This window comes from Colwellia sp. 6_MG-2023 (genome assembly GCF_030547765.1).
GTDB lineage: Bacteria > Pseudomonadota > Gammaproteobacteria > Enterobacterales > Alteromonadaceae > Colwellia.
This window is the reverse complement of the sequence record NZ_JAUOPP010000003.1, coordinates 42,410-59,054: the sequence shown is the minus strand read 5'-3', so window position 1 is coordinate 59,054 and position 16,645 is coordinate 42,410. Positions and strand designations below refer to the sequence as shown.

Genomic DNA, 16,645 nt, shown 5'->3' with positions numbered 1-16,645 from the left:
TGTTGAACCAACATATTCGGTACTTATTTTTGTGACAATTAAAAATAGGAATTTTATGGCTGTTTATTTTTCAATTATCTTGGTTACAATTACGGTAATCACCGGTATTGTGTGGCTTTTAGATAAGCTTTATTTAGCACCTCAACGTAAATTGAAAGTTGAAGAAGCACAAGATGCGGTAAAAATGCAAGGTGGGGCAGAATTACCAAAAGAAACAATCGAAAAGCTGATGGAACCATCACCTCTTATTGATACTTCGGTGCAAATTTTTCCTATAATCGCTTTTGTTCTAATCTTAAGATCATTTCTTTATGAGCCTTTTCAAATACCATCTGGATCGATGATGCCCACGTTGCTCGATGGTGATTTTATATTGGTGAATAAATTTAACTATGGTTTAAGGGATCCTGTTGCTCGTAATAAATTTCTTGAAATTGGTTTGCCTAAACGTGGTGATGCTGTGGTATTTAAATATCCCGTCGATCCTCGAATTGATTATATAAAGCGTGTTATTGGTTTACCGGGTGATCGTATTATTTATAGAAATAAATCGTTATATATTAAAAAAGCGTGTACAGAATCGGATACAAGTTGTCCTGACTTTGTGCAGATTGTAAATAACTATACCAATAAGTATGAAGGGCCTGATGCTGAAGAAGGGATGAACCAATTTGAAGCAGTAATGTTTGATAAAAAACATAATATTTTGAATAATCAAAATGTTTTACCTAGAACAGGCCATTATTTTCAACAAGCAGGTACGGCACAAGATGAATTTTTAGTGCCAGCAGGGCATTATTTTGTAATGGGCGATAATCGCGATAATTCGCTAGATGGGCGTTTCTGGGGGTTTGTACCTGAAGAAAATCTAGTCGGTCAAGCTGTTGCTATTTGGATGAGTTTTGATTTTGAACGTACTGAAGAAAGTATTTTACCGCACTGGGTACCAACAAATATCCGTTTTGAACGTATTGGCGCAATAAACTAATGAGTAATAAAAATCAAATTAGTGCTATTTCTCTCAATCGTTTGTCAAAGAAAATTGGTTATAGCTTTTCTCAACCTGAATTACTAGTACAAGCACTTACGCATCGAAGCGCGAAGGGGCAACATAACGAAAGACTCGAGTTTCTTGGCGATTCTATTTTGGGGTTTGTTATTGCAAAAGCGTTGTTTGATAAATTTCCTAAGCATAACGAGGGCGATTTGACTCGTATGCGTTCTAGCTTAGTGAAAGGTGTAACGTTAGCTGAAATTGGACGAGATTTTAATTTAGGTGAATACTTAATACTTGGGCCAGGAGAGCTAAAAAGCGGTGGGCATAGACGGGAATCTATTTTAGAGGATGCTATTGAAGCCATTATCGGTGCGGTTTATTTAGATTCCAATATATCTCAATGTAAGAAGTTAATTTTATCTTGGTTTGCTCAACGACTTGATGCAATTAAGCCAGGAAATGAACAAAAAGACCCTAAAACGCGTTTACAAGAGTATCTACAGGGAAGAAAAATACCTTTACCTGTTTATGATGTTATTGATACTAGTGGTCAATCGCACAATCAGCATTTTACTGTTAGTTGTATTACTGAGGTTGTCAATAAAGAAGTGATTGCTCAAGGTACAAGCAGACGTAAAGCTGAGCAAGCAGCCGCACAAGAAGTTTTAGCACAGTTAGAGCAAAGTAGTCTTAAGCAAAAAAATACCAAGGTAAAATAGTCAATGAATAATGAATCTACTCGTGCAGGAATAATTGCCATCGTTGGCCGTCCTAATGTAGGGAAATCTACTTTACTTAATGCATTGCTTGGTCAAAAAATTAGCATAACATCGCGTAAACCACAAACTACACGTCACCGCATTTTAGGTATTCTTACCGAGGAAAATAGACAAGCTATTTTAGTCGATACACCGGGCCTTCATTCTGAAGAGAAAAGGGCTATAAACCGTTTGATGAATAGGGCGGCAACTAGTTCAATTTCAGAAGTTGAGTTAATTCTTTTTTTAGTTGAAGGTACTCATTGGACAACAGATGATGATTTAGTACTGAATAAAATAAAAAAAAGTGGTTCACCTTGTATTTTAGTGGTTAATAAAATCGATAATATTATTGATAAAGATGAGCTATTACCACATTTGCAAAAATTAGGAGCAATGCATGACTTTACTGATATTGTGCCTATTTCTGCCAGCAAAGGGCATAGTGTCGATACGATAAAGAAACTGTGTTTAGATAGCTTGCCTGAAAGTGACTTTTGGTTTCCTGAAGACCATATCACGGATAGATCAAGCCGTTTTATGGCGTCAGAAATTATTCGTGAAAAGCTTATTCGTTTTACAGGTGATGAACTTCCTTATTCAATCACCGTTGAAATAGAACAGTTTAAAATGGATGATAAAGGTATTATTCATATTAATGCGTTAATTTTAGTGGAACGTGATAGTCAAAAACGTATGGTTATTGGTAATAGAGGTGAACGCCTAAAAACTATTGGCCAAGAAGCAAGACGTGATATGGAAAACTTATTTGATAGTAAAGTTTTTTTAGAAACCTGGGTTAAGGTTAAATCTGGTTGGGCGGATGATGAGCGAGCGTTAAGAAGCTTAGGTTATGGTGATGACTACTCTGGTTAGTGGCTAGTTAAGTAACAGCTAAGCTAATAAAGCAATACTTATTGGCTTATTCTATAAAATGACGTATTACGAAAAATAGTAGAAACATGTCAAATATTCAAGTGGAACATCATGCTTTTGTACTCCATTCTCGCCCTTTCAAAGAGAATCAGCAACTACTTGAATTGTTAACTGAATACGAAGGAAAAACTTCCGCACTTGTGTATGTAGGGCAATCTAAACGCTCTATTAAAAAAGGTATGATCCAGCCTTTTTTACCTTTAAAACTTACTTTTAAGGACAGCAATGCGACGTTAAAGCGTATTACGGGTATTGAAGCAGCAGGTAATTCTTATTCTTTAAACCAACATTATTTATATAGTGGTTTTTATATAAATGAGCTTTTAGTTAAACTCTTGAGTAATGATATTGTCTGTGAAGCGGTATTTAAGCAATATCAGTTAACATTAATATCCCTATCTGAAAATTTACCTATTGCTCCTCAATTACGACAATTTGAATTATGCTTGTTAGAAGAGCTGGGTCAATCGTTTGATTTTAGCCCTGTATTTAATGAAGTAAGTGATAATGTTGCTGGTTTTTATTACGTAGTAGAACAAGGGTTTGTTCCTGCTTATAAATATTCAGTAACTAATATAACTACGCCTTGGTTTAATACAGAGCATTTACAATCTATTGCTAATTATATTTATCAAGGCACAGAGCTTATAGATAAAGACGCTGGGCATACATTTAAACTATTAATGCGAAATGTGTTAACCCATCTACTTGATGGTAAGCCTTTAAATAGCCGTAAATTATTTGAGAAAAAATAAGAGAGAATAAAATGAAAGAATTACTTTTAGGTGTTAATGTCGATCATATTGCGACTTTACGCCAAGCTAGGGGAACAAATTACCCTGACCCAGTATATGCCGCTAGTGTTGCCGAGCATGCTGGAGCTGATGGTATAACTGTACATTTACGTGAAGATAGACGCCATATCCAAGATCGAGATATTCATGTGTTAAAACAGACACTACATACGCGAATGAATTTTGAAATGGCCGTTACTGATGAGATGATCGCAATTGCCTGTGAGGTGAAACCAGCTTTCTGCTGTTTAGTCCCTGAAAAAAGAGAAGAGCTAACAACAGAAGGAGGTCTAGATGTTATTCAGCAGTTTGAAAAAATAGCTGATGCCGTGACAAAAATTTCAGCAGTAGGTACACAAGTAAGCTTATTTATTGATGCAGATAAAGGTCAAATTGATGCTGCTTTAGCGAGTGGCGCACCTTATATTGAAATCCATACTGGCCAATATGCCGACGCAACAGAAGAGTCAGTTCAACAAAGTGAATTAGCACGTTTAACTGATGGTATTAAGTATGCGCACAGTATTGGTTTGAAAGTAAATGCAGGTCATGGACTTAATTACTTTAATGTTAAACCTATTGCTGCAATAGAAGAGATAATAGAATTAAATATTGGTCATGCCATTATAGCTCGTGCAGCTATTGATGGTCTTGATAAAGCGGTTAGAGATATGAAAGCATTAATGTTAGAAGCAAGGCAGTAGTTTTAGCTTCTTAATGATTATTTTAAATTGAGCTCAAGTTAGTTTGAGTTCGATTTAAAATACTGGGAACTAGCTTTTAAGGATCATATATGCCGATTATTGGTATTGGTACAGATATTGTAGAAATTAGTCGTATTGCTAAAATGCCTGATAATACTCGTGAACGATTAGCTAAGCGTGTATTGACACTGGATGAATATGAACGCTTTGTAAGTATGGGCCTAGTTTCAGTTAATAATGCTACAAGTTATTTGGCTAAACGTTGGGCAGGAAAGGAGGCGACAGCCAAAGCTTTAGGTACTGGTATAGCAAGTGGTGTTTCTTTTCAACATATAGAAATAGCAACCCTTGAAAGTGGGCAACCTTCATTGATACTTTCTGGTAGAGCCTTAGAAGTTGCGCAATCTAAAAGGGCGAGCTATTGGCATATTTCTCTTGCTGATGAAAAACGTTATGCAACAGCATTTGTGACGCTTTCATAAAGTAGTCAAAAATATTAAATTAAGGATAGCGGGTATAAAATTTTTTATTTTATTTTTATTTTTTTTATACTAAAATCGAGTTCTTATATTTGCGGAATTCTGCATTTTAATTGTAGCTATTAGCTTTTGTTGTTTAAATAAGGAATTTTCATGCAAGCAGAAGAGAAAATAATACTTGAAAGACGTGAACGCTCATCTGAAAAATCTATGTTGTGGGATAGGTTATCATTAGCGCAAAAATTTTCAGCTAGCAGTCTAGGCAAGTTTGGCTATGAATTATCCTTTATACGAAAAGAAAAAGACCATAGTATAGCTGTACTCACTTGTAACTCTGGGATCGCAATAATTACTGAAGATGGCGAGATTGATACAAGTCCTGATATTACGCTTCGTGATTAAATATTTATTCCAGGTACATCGCTATTTAGCTTTATTAACACACTAGGCGCTTGTTCTAATATTAACTCTATTTGTTCAAAAAACTCTAAAAATTCAGGCTCTAAGCTACCTAAAGCTGCCTCTTTTTTCAGTTGAGTTTCTATTTCTTGGCAAATATTGGTTAGCTGTGGAACCCCCGTGTAACAGCAAGTTCCGTTTAGTTTGTGTATCAATTTTGTTAATTTCGTACTATTTTGTTCTTCTAACGCAATGCTGATCTCTCTTTTACTTTCTGGTAAGTATTCAATTAATCCTATAAGCATCTCTTTAGCTAAATTTTCTTTTCCGCCTGTTCTGTTAAGTGCTATCTGCCAATCTATTATCTTTATATTGTGCTCCTCTTGTAGTGTTAAAGGCAAAGTTTCTCTCGGTGTATGTGAATTTTTTTTGTCACTATCTAGAAAATAATTAATATCACAGTATTCATAAATAATGTGTTTTAACATAGTTTCATCTATAGGCTTAGTCATGTAGGCATCAAAACCTTGTTGTTCCATTCTTTCTTTTTCACCACTTAAAGCATGGGCTGTCACTGCAATTATAGGCGTTTTTTCGTTATAAGAATTACGTCTAATAGCTTGTAGGGAGCTTATGCCATCCATTATTGGCATTTGAATGTCCATAAAAATTAAGGTGAAAATTTCATTCTGGCATAACTCTAACGCTTTTAAGCCATTGTCAGCCAAGACAACTTCGCCCACTTGCTCGCATAATAGGGCATTAATGAGTTTTAAGTTCGCTTCGTTGTCGTCTACTGCGAGTACCTTAATGGGCAGAATGTTTTTATTTGGCGTTGATAAATACTCAGGCTCAGCTAATAAAGCACTGTAGAGTTTGTTTGTTGTTATTGGCTTACTTAAACAGCTTAAAGCACCACTGGCTAGCAGAGCATCATGTAAACTAGGTGAATTACTATTAATAGCTAAATGTATATTGGCTATTTGAGGCTTTATTTTAGTGATTGTTTTTTTTAAATCACTTAAAGCGGTTGAGGTTTTATCGTGACCAATTAATGCAAAATCAAAATGTGTATTTTCATCTTGTGCAGACTGTTCAAGCACTTCATCTAATTGTGTTTTAGTGTCGACTTTAGTTACTTTCATATCCCAATTAGATAAAATGTCGTATGTTGCCGCTCGGCTATGTGAATGCGGTTCATAATATAAAATAGACTTATCTGCTAGCCTTAAGTGCTCTAATTCACCTGTTACAGGTAAGGTGTTCATGCCACATTCAAAGTTAAACCAAAATGTTGAACCATGATTTTTATTAGAACTAAAACCTATATCCCCCTTCATTTCATGAGCAAGTCTTTGGCAAATAACTAAACCTAAACCGGTTCCTCCATGTAGTCTGGTGATACTTTGATCTGCTTGAGTAAAGGCTTTAAATATTGTTTTTTGTTGTACATTGCTCATACCAATACCACTGTCAGCAACGGTTATTTTTATTGCAGCTCGTTTGGCGTTAATTATGTTGAAGGTAACATCGATAAGCACAGAGCCATGTTGAGTAAATTTAATAGCATTGCTGACTAAGTTACTCATAATTTGTTTAATGCGCATGGCATCGCCTAACAAGGAGTCAGGCAGTGAGTTATCAATTTTTATTGATAACTCTAATTCTTTTTTATGAGCACTAGGTGCTAATAGCACTAAGCTCTCATCGATAGATTCTCTTAATGAAAAGGGAATACTTTCTATTACCATTTTTCCTGCTTCAAGTTTTGAAAAATCCAGAATATCATTAATAATGGCGAGTAAATTATTGGCAGATCTATCGATTGTTTGTAAGTAATCTCGTTGAGAGTCGCTTAGTGGTGTTTTAAGTACTTGTCGAGTAAAGCCAATTACCCCATTTAAGGGGGTACGTAATTCATGGCTCATATTAGCTAAAAATTCCGACTTTATTTTATTAGCATCTTGAGATTTTTTCTTGGCAATGCTTAACTCAACATTTTGAATTTCATACTGTTCTAAACTTTCACGTAAATCAATGGTTGCTTGATCAATACTACTTTGCATTTCATTTTGGTAATTACCCAATGATTGCGCCATGGCATTAATACCTAGTTTTAAAAAATTAAGTTCGCCAATTAACAGTTGCCCAGTTACGCGACTTTCAAGCTTTCCCTCTCTAATTCGATCAATAGCATTCACCATGGAGTTGATCGGCTTAGTTACGTTTTGAATCAGCTTCAGTGCTAAAAGACTACTCAGTAAAACAGCAAGAAAAGCGAGGCTAAAGGCAATAATATATTGGCTTTGTTGTTTGAGCTTAATCCAGCTTTTATCGACATGTATAGCAATGTAGCCCAAAGGTGTTAAAACATTATTACTATCAAATTTTTCGTCAAGGATAGGCGTTCTGAAAATAATAAAATCGTCAAAGTGCTCTCCTTGAGTATAGGAAGGAGGGGCTTCTTCTGGTTTTAAGCGCATTAAATTTGTATCACCATGATAAGCGCTGGTTACTAATATTTGGTTATCTAAAGTAAAGACAGTAATACTTTTAATAAGACTTGATTGGCTTCGGTGTACCGCGCTGATGATAGCGCGAATTTTTTCGCGGTTGTTGTTAACATATGCTTCTTTAGTGGTAATGGCTAAAGGTTCAATAATACTTTGGGAGCGTAAAGTTAAAAATTCGTTTAATTCACTACTACGGTTATATGAAAAATAGCTGGCAAGTCCAAAGCTAATAAATGCTATAGGAACAATCGTTAGTAATATAACCCAGTCTTTGAGGCGTAATTTATGCATTATGAATAGTGTTTAATATTTGCTCGTTTTACCCTAAACCCGTAACTTCAGGTGGAACGAGTATAAAACTAGTGTAAAATGATCATCCTGATAAGCCTATAATGTCATATGCTTAATAAAATTACACTTTTTAGTTGAGTTCTGCTTTAGCTACTGATGTAAGCCCAAATAAAGAAAATTCCTAGGTATTCAATAATGGCAAACTTTTTCCAAGTAAATAATAAAAAGTCAGTTAAAGCCCAAGAGAGAAAAAAACTAACCGTTAAGGTTGAAAGATTAGACTCAAATGGCTGTGGCGTTGCCTACTACCAGAGTAAACCCGTTTTTATTCCTGGCTCTTTACCGAACGAAAGCGTCGATATTAAGATTGTTGAACAAAAAAATAAATATGCGTTAGCTAAACTTTTAACAATCAATAAAGCTAGCCAACATAGGGTTGTGGCAAAATGCCAGCATTTTACTCTGTGTGGTGGTTGCGATATACAGCAGCTAGAATATTCACAGCAGCTTGATTTTAAGAAAAATAAAATTATATCGCTTTTTTCTCGCGCTGGTGTAGCAGACACTATTGTTGCTAAATTACCTTGGCAAAGCCCCGTTACCAGTTCGCCATGGGAATACCGTCGAAAAGCAAGAATAGGTGTGCAATTTGATAAGAACGCCCACGCGACGATCGGTTTTAGGCAAAAATCGACTAATCAGCTTGTTGCTGTTAAGTCGTGCCCTGTGCTTGTTGAGCCGGCGGCTAATATATTTCCCTTATTAAAAACATTGATTAATAAACTGAGTGTGAAAAAAGCGATTGGTCATATTGAAGTTATTAGCACAGAAGATTTAGATGATAATGAGCTAGTCCCCGTTGATATAAATAGTGCTACGAAGCCAGTAAAAAAGTTAACACTCATCATCCGCCAAATTAGAGCGATAAATGAACATGACCATCAATTGTGGCAAGAATATGCTGAAAAGAATAGCTGGGAAATTTATTTCCAAACTAATGATAGTAATAACGAAAATGTTAATAAAAGTTCAGGTAACTTGGTTGATAGTTTACGTTATCGCTTAGTTAATGGTATTCAAATTAATTTTTCAAGTACAGATTTTATACAGATAAATCAGCAGGTAAATTTGGCCATGGTTGAACAGGCGCTTGATTGGTTGTCGCCGCAAAAAAATGACAATATATTAGATTTATTTTGTGGTCTTGGAAACTTCAGTTTACCGCTAGCGCAACAAGCTAAGTTAGTTATTGGCGTTGAAGGTGTACAAAGTATGGTTAATAAAGCGAGTGCTAATGCTAAGTTTAACCAGATAAATAATTGCCATTTTTTTCAAGCAGATTTAAATAGTGAATGGTTGTCTAATATTTGGGCGAAAAATGAATTTAATAAGGTGCTATTAGATCCTGCTAGAGCAGGAGCAGAGTTAGCTGTAGAGCAAGTGATTCAACTTAATATTCCCACAGTTTTATATGTTAGTTGTGATCCTACTACGTTGGCTAGAGATAGTCAGGTGCTAATTTCAAAAGGGTATAAAATTGAAAAAATAGGGTTAATCGATATGTTTTCTCAAACAAAGCATGTTGAGACTATGGTATTGTTTAGTCGGTAAGTAAACTAAATTACACTTAGTTATTGCTCAATGGCAATACTTCACGGCGCAAAAGTTGTTCTTGGCATTGAGAGCAGGAGTGCCGTGGTATAATTTAGCGAAATTGGTCTTAAATCGTGGTTTTCATAAAGGAAAGAAAATGGTTTCGGTGCGTAAATCTCATCAGGTTGTTAGTGTAAATTTTAAACATTGGCTAACAGAGCAATCTTTACCAGAAGAAAAACAACAAGCATTGGAACAGTTGTGGGAGCAAGTTTCGCCATTCTTTCAACAACATGAAGCTAGTCTTTTAAAAGCAAGGGAAATGGTAGAGATACTTTCTAGTTTAAATTTAGATGCTGATTCTTTATTAGCAGCTTTTTTAGCGCCTCTACTAGAAGAGAATTTAATTACGCAAGATTTTGTTAAAGAACACTGTAGTAAAGATGTTGCAATGCTTTGCCAAGGTGTTGAGAAAATGGAAGCTATCAAAGGCTTAAGGCAACAAAGTAGTGTAAGTAATATTGATAATATTCGCCGTATGTTATTGGCCATGGTTGAAGATGTACGTGCGGTAGTTATTAAATTAGCTGAACGTTTGTGTGACTTACGAGAACAAAAGCACAGTGATGAAGAAAGTCGCGTATTAACAGCTAAAGATAGCGCTAATATATATGCACCTTTGGCCAACCGCTTAGGTATTGGTCAATTAAAGTGGGAATTAGAAGATATTTCATTTCGTTACCTTCATCCACAAGTTTATAAAAAAATTGCCAAATTATTAGATGAAACACGCCTTGAACGTGAACAATATATGCATGATTTTGTTGGGAATTTAAGTGCTCAATTAAAAGCGTTAGAAATCAAGGGAGAGGTTTACGGTCGTCCAAAACATATTTATAGCATCTGGAAAAAAATGCAACAAAAAGCATTAGATTTCGATCAGTTGTTTGATGTGCGAGCTGTGCGAGTTGTCGTTGAAAGAATACAAGACTGTTATTCTGCTTTAGGTGTTGTTCATACTCAGTGGCAACATTTATCTCAAGAATTTTCAGACTACGTTGCAACGCCTAAGTCTAATGGTTACCAATCGATTCATACTGTTGTACTTGGCCCTGAAGGTAAATCAGTAGAGGTACAAATAAGAACGCAGCAAATGGATGATGATGCCGAGTTAGGTGTAGCAGCACATTGGCGTTATAAAGAAGGCTCGATAACAGGAAAAAGTAATAGCTTTGATGACAAGATAGGCTGGTTACGCAAAATTTTACAGTGGCAAGATGATGTCTCGGAAAATGGAGAGCTGCTAGATGAACTTCGCAGCCAGGTTTTTGAAGATAGAATTTATGTCTTTACACCTTCTGGTGATGTGATTGATTTACCTATGGGTTCAACCCCATTAGATTTTGCCTATTATATTCACTCTAATGTTGGTCATTGTTGTATTGGGGCTAAAGTCTTTGGAAAAATCGTTCCTTTTACTCATCAGTTGAAAACGGGTGATCAGGTTGAAGTGTTAACAAATAATCACCCTAATCCAAGTCGTGATTGGTTAAACCCTAATTTAAATTATATTCATTCATCAAGAGCTCGAGCCAAAGTACAACATTTTTTTAAATTACAAGATCGCGATAAGCATTTAGCTCAAGGTAAGGAGTTACTTGATACAGAATTAGCAAAGTTAACTAACTTAACCATTAGCCAAGGGCAATTGAAAGAAGCGGTGGCGCATTTCAATGTAAAAACCATTGATGATCTATATGCTGCTATTGGTTCAGGTAATGCACGTTTACAGCAAGTTATTAATTACTTTAAACAACTTGAAGAAAAGTTTAATCCAGCACCTGAGATTGATCCGCAAAGTTTAGTGAAAGAGCCTCAGGCAGGGCATAGTACTGCTGGCGACGATAATGGTATTACTGTGTCGGGCGTCGGTAATTTGCTCACACACATGGCAAAATGTTGTTCCCCTGTACCAGGTGACATGATTTCAGGCTTTATTACTCAAGGGCGAGGTATTTCAGTTCACCGGCAAGATTGTGAACAACTCGCTAATTCGTTAAATCAGCAGCCGGAGCGTATTGTAGAGCTTCAATGGGGCGTTGATGATAAGCAAAATTATCAAGCGAGTGTGCTTATTATCGCTAGTGATCGTCAAGGGTTATTTCGAGATATATCAACGATTATTGCGAATGAAAAGGTGAGTATTGTTGGTATCGAAAGTCATAGCGATAGCGCTAAACAAACCATGAGTATGAAAATTAAAATAGAAGTCACCAGTAGCGAGCTACTTACTAGAGTGCTAGATAAAGTAAGGCAACTTGATGATGTTGTGGAAGTTAAAAGATTATAAAACTTGTTGTCAAAATTAAAAATAAGAGAACATACATGCTAAATGTTAATATTGAAAGCGAAGCTTCAATTGAAAAATTACGTTGGATCATGTCCCAATTACGTGATCCTGACACAGGCTGTCCGTGGGATATAAAGCAAAATTTTGCCTCTATTACCGCGCACACTATAGAAGAAGCATATGAAGTGGTTGATGCAATAGAGCAAAATGACTTTGTTGAGCTTAATAAAGAGTTAGGTGATTTATTGTTCCAAGTTATTTTTTATAGTCAGCTTGGACAGGAACAACAACTTTTTAATTTTGATACCGTGGTTGAGGCTATCTGTGAGAAGCTTATTCGCCGTCATCCTCACGTTTTTAGTAGTGCTGATTTAACGAGTGACGCACAAATAAAAGCTAACTGGGAAAATGAAAAAGCCAAAGAACGTCAAGCAAAAAATAACCAAGAAAACTTGAGTATTCTTGCTGATATACCTAAAAGCTTACCCGCTCTATCACAAGCAGCAAAGATCCAAAAAAGATGTTCGCATGTCGGCTTTGATTGGGATAATGTGAAGGATGTTTTTGCAAAAATTGAAGAAGAAGTACTCGAAGTTAAAGCAGAGCTCGAAGCAGAAAATCTTAATAAAAAAGCATTAGGGGAAGAAATAGGGGATTTAATGTTTGCCGTAGTGAACTTATGTCGTCATGCAAAAGAAGATCCTGAAACATTGCTGCGTAAGGCAAATCAAAAGTTTACTAAACGCTTTCATGGGGTTGAAGCACAAGTACAGCAATCGGAACGAGATTTTTCAGCGCATAGTTTAGCGCAATTAGAGCAGTATTGGCAGCAAGTGAAGCTGAATGAGAAATAGCAGATAATATTATGACTAAACTTTTACTCTCCACTATGGCTTTAGGAAAACGTTTACAAGTTGACAATAGTTATGTAACTGTTGGTTTAACTAACCCTAAAAGTCCCAGCAATGTTGGTGCTGTTATGCGTGCTGCAGGTTGCTATTGTGTTGACCAAGTATTGTATACAGGACAGCGGTATGCGAATGCAGCTAAATATAATGGCTCAAAACATAATACCGATACTAAAAATGCTCATGAAAAAATTCCTTTAAAGGCCGCAAGAAATTTTGAAAATATTGAAGCCTTGAGCGCTGAACTACCAGAAAATACCAAAATTATTTGTGTAGATCTCGTTGAAGGAGCGACACCATTGCCTCATTTTCAACACCCAGATCAAGCGATTTATATCTTTGGTCCTGAAGATGGTACTATTAGTCAAAGCGTCATAAATAATGCTGATGGTGTTGTATATGTACCCACGGTGGGCTGTATGAACTTAGCGGCCTCAGTGAACGTATTGTTATATGATAGATTAGCTAAATCCTTAGTGAATAGTAATCAGATAGATAGTGATAATGCATTAATAAAGAAAAGTCGCGACACCAATAATAAAGTTAAAGTTAACTTGAAACACGAATAATGGAGTGAGTTTTGCGTCAAAACCAAGAATCGCTAACTCAAACAGCAGAAATAAAGTCTAGAATAACGGCCCAAGGTTGTCCTGTGACTATTGCTAAACGAAACAAAATTATGGTTTTGCTATGGAAAACTATGGGCGTTTTTTGTGTTGGTTTAGCCATATTAGGTGCGATCTTACCAATTCTACCAACAACTGTTTTTTTGATTATGGCAACAGCTTGTTTTGCTAAATCGTCACCAAGAATGCAACAAAAATTACTTGATAACAAAACATTTGGACCACTAATTCGAGAATGGCAGAAAAGTCGAAGTATACCTAGAAAAGCAAAAAGAATTGCCTTGCTTATGATTATACTATCGGTGGCTTGGTCTTCTTATTTACTACAAGACTTGATGTTATCGTTTTTGGTTATTCTCCTAGTTATTTGGCCTTTCATTTTTTTATGCCGTTTACCTATTAGTAAATAGCCCTATTTTATCACCATATTGTAGTCCCTTAAGAAAGCGGGACAAATAATGAGGTATGTGTAAGATTCTGAATTAAGTTCAGAATGAAGACGGTGTAAGATGACGATTTTTTTAATGTAACGATGGCCGTTTATGGGATATTGATTCCTTTCAGGATGACGCCCATTTCGTCATTCCGTAAGTGTTTTGATACGGAATCTCATGTCTGTAGTTAAACCACCGTCGAATTTTTGAATCCTTAACACTACACAGCAAACTATTGAAATTCTGAATCTAATTAGGCAGAAAGTGCTTTATTGACAATATTGGCCAAATGTTTAGGCAGTGCTACTTGCAAGGCAATATTATGGGCTTTTTCAGACATTTTTCCCCAGGTTAATTGCACAATACGAATTATTTTAGCTTCATTATCTTGTTCAATATATTGTGTAGCAAATTCATCAAAGTAATGAACTAGAAAAACTAAGCAGGCAACATCTTCCAATGTTTGGCTATCAGCATTGAGTTGGCTATCTTCTTTACTTTTTAAGTTTTCTTTACAAATTATAGAGGCTGTTTGTTTCGCTTGTAAATCACTGTAACCTTGCTCGATCATAAGGCTCGCAGTTAGTTCACCATGAAACTTCCCTAACGCGATTCGCCATTTATAATACCCAGCTTTACCTGGTTCATACTCATTACGTTTTAAATGCCAACGCTTAATATGCTGAGCTCGAACTGCTATTTGTAATAATTCACTTGCTTGTGGCCAATGTTCATTTAGACAAGCGGTCATTCGTTGGCCATAAAGCAATTCTTTTGGGTGCTTTTCGTTATTTAGTAGGGTGAAATTACTATCTTGGCGGTTAATATCGTCAATAGCTGATAACACGCGCTCTAATTTATTTGTCATAGGTTACTTAGGTTAAAAAGTGATACTCATATAATAACGATTAATGAACGACAAAAAAATGCTTATTTTAACTTGCGCTCTCTTTGAGGCAGAATAAATTTAATATAATTGTAAATTACAGTTATTATTGTTGTTGTCTTGTATTTTAAGTATAATGTTTTCCCGTCCTGCTTTACTTCTTTTTAACGTGCTTTTTAGTGTTTTCTTAACGAAAATAATCACTATGGATGAGCATTTTATAGTTAAAAAAGTAATGCAAAAAAAATTCTGTATTTCCCTTACATCGGTGTAGACATGACAACTAGATATATTTTTGTTACTGGCGGCGTAGTTTCGTCTCTTGGTAAAGGTATTGCCGCAGCATCCTTAGCTGCAATCCTTGAAGCGCGTGGTTTAAAAGTAACCATGTTGAAACTTGACCCTTATATTAATGTCGATCCCGGCACTATGAGTCCTATCCAGCATGGTGAAGTTTTTGTGACTGAAGATGGTGCAGAAACCGATCTGGATTTAGGTCATTACGAACGCTTTATTCGTACCAAAATGACTAAGCTAAATAATTTTACGGCGGGTCGTATTTACCAAGATATTCTAGCACGCGAGCGTAAAGGCGAATTTTTAGGTGCAACTATTCAAGTTATTCCACATATTACGAATGACATAAAGCGTCGTGTAATAGAAGGGGCGGAAGGTTACGATGTTGCCATGGTTGAAGTTGGCGGTACTGTTGGTGATATTGAATCACAACCGTTCCTAGAAGCTATTCGTCAACTCGCAACGGAAGTAGGTCGTGAACGTGCAATGTTTATGCATCTTACCTTAGTTCCTTACCTAGCTGCTGCGGGCGAAATTAAAACTAAACCGACTCAACATTCAGTAAAAGATTTACGCTCAATTGGTATTTTCCCTGATATTTTAGTTTGTCGTTCAGATCGACCTTTACCAAATGGGGAACGTGCGAAAATTGCTTTATTCTGTAATGTTGAAGAAAAAGCGGTTGTGTCAATGCGTGATGTTGACAGTATTTATAAAATTCCTGCGTTATTAAAATCTCAAGGAACAGATCAGTTAGTGACTAAACGTTTTGGCTTAGAGCTACCTGAAGCAGATCTAACTGAGTGGGAAGAAGTACTTTATCATGAAGCGAACCCTAAAGGTGAAATTACGGTTGGTATGGTCGGAAAGTACATTGAACTTCCTGATGCTTATAAATCTGTCAATGAAGCATTAAAACACGCAGGTTTGAAAAACCAAGTAACGGTTAATATTAAGTATATTGATTCACAAGATGTTGAAGTTAAAGGTACTGACTTATTAAAAGATTTAGATGCTATTTTAGTACCTGGTGGTTTCGGTGAACGTGGCGTAGAAGGTAAAATTTTAACGGCACAATATGCACGTGTAAATAAAATACCTTATTTAGGTATTTGCTTAGGTATGCAAGTTGCTTTAATTGAATTTGCACGAAATGTTGCAGGTTTGACTGACGCCCATAGTACTGAGTTTAATGCTGATTCGCCGCATCCAGTGGTTGGTTTGATCAGTGAATGGCTTGACGAAGAAGGGCAAGTTGAGTACCGCAGTGAAGAGTCTGATTTAGGCGGAACTATGCGTTTGGGCTCACAATTGTGTCACCTAGTGAAAGGTACCAAGGTGTGCGACGTATATGGCAGTGAAACAATTTATGAAAGACACCGTCACCGTTATGAGGTAAATAATAACTACCGAGAACAGTTAAGCAAAGCTGGCTTAATATTTTCGGGGTTATCAACTGATAAAAGTTTAGTTGAGGTGATTGAAATAGCAGATCATCCATGGTTTATTGCCGGGCAGTTCCATCCTGAGTTTAATTCAACTCCGCGTGATGGGCACCCTTTATTTGAAAGCTTTATTACCGCTTCTTTTGACTATCAAAAGCAGCAATTAAGTTAATTCAAAATAATTATAAACCGTAGCTATAGGCTGCGGTTTTTGTTTTTTAAGTTTGAGAAGGAA

At 36.1% G+C, this 16,645-nt stretch carries 15 protein-coding genes; 13 read left to right on the top strand and 2 right to left on the bottom strand.

Translation table 11 applies throughout. The annotated features are described in order from the left end of the window. The first annotated feature begins 55 nt into the window (after positions 1–55). The 7 genes from lepB to Q4503_RS02895 all read left to right on the top strand — a co-directional run bounded on the left by lepB (position 56) and on the right by Q4503_RS02895 (position 5,070). Complete coding sequence (lepB, locus tag Q4503_RS02925; RefSeq protein ID WP_303601344.1) at positions 56–988, top strand: signal peptidase I; 933 nt, start codon at positions 56–58, stop codon at positions 986–988. Further along, positions 988–1,716, top strand: a complete 729-nt coding sequence (gene rnc / locus Q4503_RS02920; protein ID WP_215971350.1) for a ribonuclease III — start codon at positions 988–990, stop codon at positions 1,714–1,716. The genes lepB and rnc overlap by 1 nt, the downstream gene beginning before the upstream one ends. Positions 1,717–1,719: 3 nt before the next feature. Then, the gene (gene era, locus Q4503_RS02915; protein WP_303601343.1) at positions 1,720–2,631 is read left to right on the top strand and encodes a GTPase Era; all 912 of its coding nucleotides are present in this window, start codon (positions 1,720–1,722) and stop codon (positions 2,629–2,631) included. An 86-nt stretch (positions 2,632–2,717) separates the two neighbouring features. Continuing rightward, complete coding sequence (gene recO / locus Q4503_RS02910) at positions 2,718–3,446, top strand: DNA repair protein RecO (protein WP_215971348.1); 729 nt, start codon at positions 2,718–2,720, stop codon at positions 3,444–3,446. Positions 3,447–3,457: 11 nt separating this feature from the next. Further along, positions 3,458–4,189 (top strand): pyridoxine 5'-phosphate synthase, encoded by a 732-nt coding sequence (gene pdxJ / locus Q4503_RS02905; protein WP_303601342.1) that lies wholly within the window; start codon positions 3,458–3,460, stop codon positions 4,187–4,189. Between the two features lie 89 nt (positions 4,190–4,278). Then, positions 4,279–4,671, top strand: a complete 393-nt coding sequence (gene acpS, locus Q4503_RS02900; RefSeq protein ID WP_303601341.1) for a holo-ACP synthase — start codon at positions 4,279–4,281, stop codon at positions 4,669–4,671. A 150-nt stretch (positions 4,672–4,821) separates the two neighbouring features. Then, positions 4,822–5,070, top strand: a complete 249-nt coding sequence (locus Q4503_RS02895; RefSeq protein ID WP_215971345.1) for a hypothetical protein — start codon at positions 4,822–4,824, stop codon at positions 5,068–5,070. Here Q4503_RS02895 and barA read toward each other — a convergent pair. After that, positions 5,067–7,871 (bottom strand): two-component sensor histidine kinase BarA, encoded by a 2,805-nt coding sequence (gene barA, locus Q4503_RS02890; RefSeq protein WP_303601340.1) that lies wholly within the window; start codon positions 7,869–7,871, stop codon positions 5,067–5,069. The two genes, Q4503_RS02895 and barA, sit on opposite strands and share 4 nt — an antisense overlap. Positions 7,872–8,066: 195 nt before the next feature. Between barA and rlmD the strand changes: the two genes are divergently transcribed. The 5 genes from rlmD to Q4503_RS02865 all read left to right on the top strand — a co-directional run bounded on the left by rlmD (position 8,067) and on the right by Q4503_RS02865 (position 13,758). After that, entirely contained in the window at positions 8,067–9,482 is a 1,416-nt protein-coding gene (rlmD, locus tag Q4503_RS02885; RefSeq protein ID WP_215971343.1) for a 23S rRNA (uracil(1939)-C(5))-methyltransferase RlmD, read from the top strand. 139 nt (positions 9,483–9,621) lie between these two features. After that, positions 9,622–11,814: a GTP diphosphokinase gene (gene relA, locus Q4503_RS02880; protein WP_303601399.1), complete on the top strand. Its 2,193-nt coding sequence runs from the start codon at positions 9,622–9,624 to the stop codon at positions 11,812–11,814. Between the two features lie 35 nt (positions 11,815–11,849). Continuing rightward, on the top strand, positions 11,850–12,668 hold the full coding sequence (gene mazG, locus Q4503_RS02875) for a nucleoside triphosphate pyrophosphohydrolase (RefSeq protein ID WP_215971342.1): 819 nt from the start codon (positions 11,850–11,852) through the stop codon (positions 12,666–12,668). Positions 12,669–12,679: 11 nt separating this feature from the next. Continuing rightward, positions 12,680–13,291 (top strand): RNA methyltransferase, encoded by a 612-nt coding sequence (locus Q4503_RS02870; RefSeq protein ID WP_303601339.1) that lies wholly within the window; start codon positions 12,680–12,682, stop codon positions 13,289–13,291. Between the two features lie 11 nt (positions 13,292–13,302). Next, the gene (locus Q4503_RS02865) at positions 13,303–13,758 is read left to right on the top strand and encodes a YbaN family protein (protein WP_252727310.1); all 456 of its coding nucleotides are present in this window, start codon (positions 13,303–13,305) and stop codon (positions 13,756–13,758) included. 277 nt (positions 13,759–14,035) lie between these two features. Here the strand turns inward: Q4503_RS02865 and Q4503_RS02860 are convergent, their stop codons facing one another. After that, complete coding sequence (locus Q4503_RS02860) at positions 14,036–14,650, bottom strand: DUF4202 domain-containing protein (protein ID WP_215971340.1); 615 nt, start codon at positions 14,648–14,650, stop codon at positions 14,036–14,038. Positions 14,651–14,944: 294 nt separating this feature from the next. On the opposite strand from Q4503_RS02860, the gene Q4503_RS02855 reads away from it, so the two are divergent. Next, entirely contained in the window at positions 14,945–16,582 is a 1,638-nt protein-coding gene (locus Q4503_RS02855) for a CTP synthase (protein ID WP_215971339.1), read from the top strand. Positions 16,583–16,645 lie beyond the last annotated feature (63 nt).